Here is a 4,226-nt window from a genome sequence, read left to right on the forward strand (position 1 = left end):
ATCGCATAAGAGATGCTTGGGCAGAAACTTTAAAGCTACAATTCTATCCAGCTTGGTATCCTGGGCTTTATAGACCACACCCATTCCACCTTCACCCAGCTTTTCTAAAATCTTGTAATGCGAAATTGTTTTGCCGATCATAACCTATTAGGCTCAGTTATCGAACTCATCCCCTGGCCCCTTCTTCGACTTACTAAGAGAAGGGGGACATTAGTCCCTCTCTTTGCAAGAGAGGGATTCAGGGTGAGTTCGGACTGTGAAATGGTTTTGCCAATCATAACGTATTAGGCTCAGTTATCGAACTCATCCCCTGGCCCCTTCTCCGACTTACCAAGAGAAGGGGGATGTAAGTCCCTCTCTTTTTAAGAGAGGGATATAGGGTGAGTTCGGACTGTAAAATTGTTTTACCCGGCATAACCCTTTTTTAGAGTGTATTGGTCACCTTTAATAAATTCAGAAATTGTTTAATTGTCAATCAAGAAGTTAATGGGAGTACGATTTTTTTGTTCTGTCAGGTTCTCAAACCTGACAGTCTACAAGGAGTTCAAATTTAACAGATTCTTCGCCCTTCGGGCTCAGAATGACTATTATAAATCGATTTCCCAAAAAATAGATTGACAGATAAAATCGTATTAAATTAATTGCTGTGAGTTTCCGATTCAATTAAGAAGTCTCAAAAAAGGGAAGATATGGAAAAAGAAAAAATTGAAGAAAAAATAATCTATCATCCAGAAAGATGCGTCTTCATGGAGACCTCCAAGCTTCTGAACTCGACTCTGGATTTGAAGGAACTTCTGGATTTAATCTTGAAGTCGATCACCAAAGCAATGGAAGCCTCATTCAGCTCTATCTCCCTTTATGACAGAAAAGCTCAGGAGCTTAACCTTTACCTCTATTCAGGCGAGAGTAAAGAGGAGAAAAAAGAGCTGCGCCTGAAATTAGGCCAGGGGATTGCAGGCTGGGTGGCGCAGAATAAAGTGCCGGTAATTGCCAACCAGGCAAGGAATGACCCGCGTTTTTCTCCGGAATTAGAGGAGCGAATAGGGTTCAGGATAGATTCTATCATCTGCGTCCCGGTTCTGAGAAGGGGGAATCTCTTAGGTGTAATGGTGGCAATGAACAAGCTTTTAGGAAAGGAATTCACAGAGGAAGACTTGAAGATTTTCTCCTCTTTAGCAGATCAGGTAGCAATCGCTCTGGATAATTCTTACCTTTATCGCAAAGCCAGAAAGGAAAGCCTGGAAAAAGAAATCCTTTTAGATATGGATAGATTGATCTCCTCCTCCCTGGATTTAGATGAGGTTTTGGGGCTGATTCTGGATTCCTTAAAAAGGCTGGTCAAATATGACGCGGCGGCAATTTTCTTAATAGACAGAGAAAAGCAAGAGGTGGGAGAGATTAAGACCAGAGGTTTTGATCCGGCCATTGAGCCGGATTTGCGGTTGAAGATGGGTCAGGGACTGGTGGGTTGGGTAGCGCAACATAAAGAGACAGTTATTGTCCCGGACGTGGACAAGGATTCGAGATATATCAAAGCCCGGCACGAGACAAAATCTGAGATCCTGGCGCCGATAATGACTGACCGGCGGATAATCGGGGTTTTCAATTTAGAGAGCAATCAGGTTAATGCTTATGATTCGGACGACTTAAACCTTTTAACTGCTTTTGCCAGCCATTGTGCCGTGGCAATAGAAAGGACCAGGCTGCATAAGGAGATTATAGTAAAGAAGAAACTGGAAGAAGAACTTTTAATCGCGCGCAACATTCAACAGAGTTTTCTTCCAGCTGAAGATCCGAATTTGGCCGGTTTTGATATCTCCGGCATAAATATCCCCTCTGAGCAGGTGGGTGGAGATTATTACGATTTCATCCCCATAGTGGAAAACCAGATAGGAATAGCTATCGGAGATGTCTCTGGCAAGGGGATACCCGCGGCTTTGATTATGGCTTCTTTCAGGGCAAGTTTGAAAGCGGAGATTAGGAACAATTATGCTATACGGACGATCTGTTTCAAGGTCAATAACCTTCTGTATGAAAGCTTAGAGCGGGAAAACTACGTCACCGCCGTTTACGGTGTTCTGGATATCAAGAATAGAATATTTACCTTCTCCAATGCCGGACACAATCCACCGGTTTTAAGAAAAAAGGAAGGAAAGATCCGGCATCTGACCGAGGGAGGGTTAGCCTTAGGAGTCATTCAGAATTCAGAGTATAAAGAAAGGGTTTTGAATCTAAAGCCCGGGGATATTATTTTATTTTACACTGATGGCGTAACCGAAGCCAAGAACGAGTCAGATGAGGAGTTCGGCACAAAAAGATTAGAGAAAATACTTTCAGAGAACCCCGGCTTAAAAGCCAAAGAGCTACAAGATAAGATCTATCAGGAAGTAAAGGACTTCACCGGTAATAAGCCCGGCGAGGATGACCTGACTATGATCCTCATAAAAGTTCTGGAAGCGTAGGGGCGCATTGCTCTTCGACTTCGCTCAGAGCAGTAAGCCGGTCGAACTGCAATACGCCCCTACATACAAACGTAGAGACGCACCGCATGCGTCTCCGCACAGAGAGGTGCAGACATTTGGAAATAGAGGACAGACTGGATGATTTCCTGCATTACCTGCGTCTGTCCAGAGGTTTGTCCCAGAACACTCTGGAAAGCTATCGTTTTGACCTGATTAAGTATTTTAAGTATTTGAAAGATCAGAGCATTTCAGAACTAAATTCTGTTACCTCAGAAAACGTAAGCGGATTTGTCCATACCTTAAGCGGGCTAAAGGCTGCTTCGAGGGCAAGAAATCTTTCCGCTATCAGAACCTTTCATAAGTACCTCCTGAATGAAGAATTCTGCGGTTCCAACCCTGCTGAGTTGGTCGATTCTCCTAAACTGGGTAGAAAATTACCTGGTACCTTGACTGTAGACGAGATGAAAAAAATTCTAAACTTGCCGTACAAAAAAGATAATCTTGGATGGAGGAATAAGGCAATCATGGAATTCCTGTACGCCACAGGGGCGAGAATCTCTGAGATGATAAACTTTACGACAAAGAATTTTCTTCCACAGGTTGGCTGGGTCAGGATAATCGGTAAGGGTAATAAGGAGAGGTTGGTTCCAATCGGTAAAAAGGGGATTATGGCAGTCAAAAAGTATTTAAAGCGTTCGAGAATCTATTTGGCTAAACCTGATTCAGAAGATATAACGTTCCTTAACCGTTGGGGCAAAAAGTTGACCCGGATGGGTGCCTGGAAGATAATAAAGAGATATATCCATCAAGCCGGGATTAAAAAGAGGGTGACCCCTCATACTATCCGGCATTCGTTTGCCACCCATCTTTTAGAGGGCGGAGCAGACCTAAGGGCAGTGCAGGAGATGTTAGGACATGCCGATATATCTACTACGCAGGTCTATACCCATATCGACCGCGATTTTATAAAACAGGAACACCGAAGCTATCATCCCAGGGAGAAACCGTCCAAATAAAGAGGGATGGGAGTAAAATGCTGAACCTGGCTATATACGAAAAGGGAATCAGGATTAAAAAGATTCTAAGGGAGAGTTTTCGTCCCCAGAAGGTGAGACTGCTCAGTTTTGATGCCGGCTCAGAGTTATTCAAACAGTTGGATCGGCATCTAATGGATCTGGTGTTCATCTGCGGTAAAGGCGATTTTGACAAAGAGATTCGGCTTGTCGAAAAACTCAAGAAGGACTCCAACCTTTCCTTAGTTCCTCTGGTTCTGTATCATCCTCATCCGGACAAAAAAATAGTCATAAAGGGGCTGGGCAAAGGAGCGGACGAGTTTCTTTTCGGTGAGTGGCAGAAAGACCTTTTTTCTGCCAAGTTGAAAATGATAGTCAGGAGAAGCAGACGGGACGTGGGAGTAAACCCCACTACCCGGCTTCCCGGCACCAGCATAATAGAAAATGAGGTTAATCAAAAGATCCAGCGGGGCGAGGAGTTCGCATTGTGTTATGCGGATTTGGACGATTTCAAAGCCTATAACGATTACTACGGTTACTTTTACGGGGACAAGCTGATCCTTTTAAGCTCGCAGATAATCAGAGACATAGTTTACAGAAATTGCCCGGATGGATTTGCCGGACATATCGGAGGAGATGATTTCATTTTCATCATACCGGCAGAAAAGGTGGATAAGGTCTGTTCTGAAGTGGTAAGAACCTTCGACAATAAGATCGTATGCGGGTATAAGGCAAAAGACCTAAAGCGGGG

General features: G+C 43.8%; 3 protein-coding genes. All 3 read left to right on the forward strand.

All coding sequences use genetic code 11. The annotated features are described in order from the left end of the window. The first annotated feature begins 689 nt into the window (after positions 1–689). On the forward strand, positions 690–2,462 hold the full coding sequence (locus tag MUP17_09110; GenBank protein MCJ7459135.1) for a SpoIIE family protein phosphatase: 1,773 nt from the start codon (positions 690–692) through the stop codon (positions 2,460–2,462). Positions 2,463–2,578: 116 nt separating this feature from the next. Further along, complete coding sequence (xerD, locus tag MUP17_09115) at positions 2,579–3,478, forward strand: site-specific tyrosine recombinase XerD (GenBank protein MCJ7459136.1); 900 nt, start codon at positions 2,579–2,581, stop codon at positions 3,476–3,478. Positions 3,479–3,495: 17 nt separating this feature from the next. Continuing rightward, positions 3,496–4,226: diguanylate cyclase (locus tag MUP17_09120; protein MCJ7459137.1), on the forward strand; the 731-nt coding region annotated here is incomplete at its 3' end.

It is taken from the genome of Candidatus Zixiibacteriota bacterium (genome assembly GCA_022865345.1).
GTDB lineage: Bacteria > Zixibacteria > MSB-5A5 > MSB-5A5 > RBG-16-43-9 > RBG-16-43-9.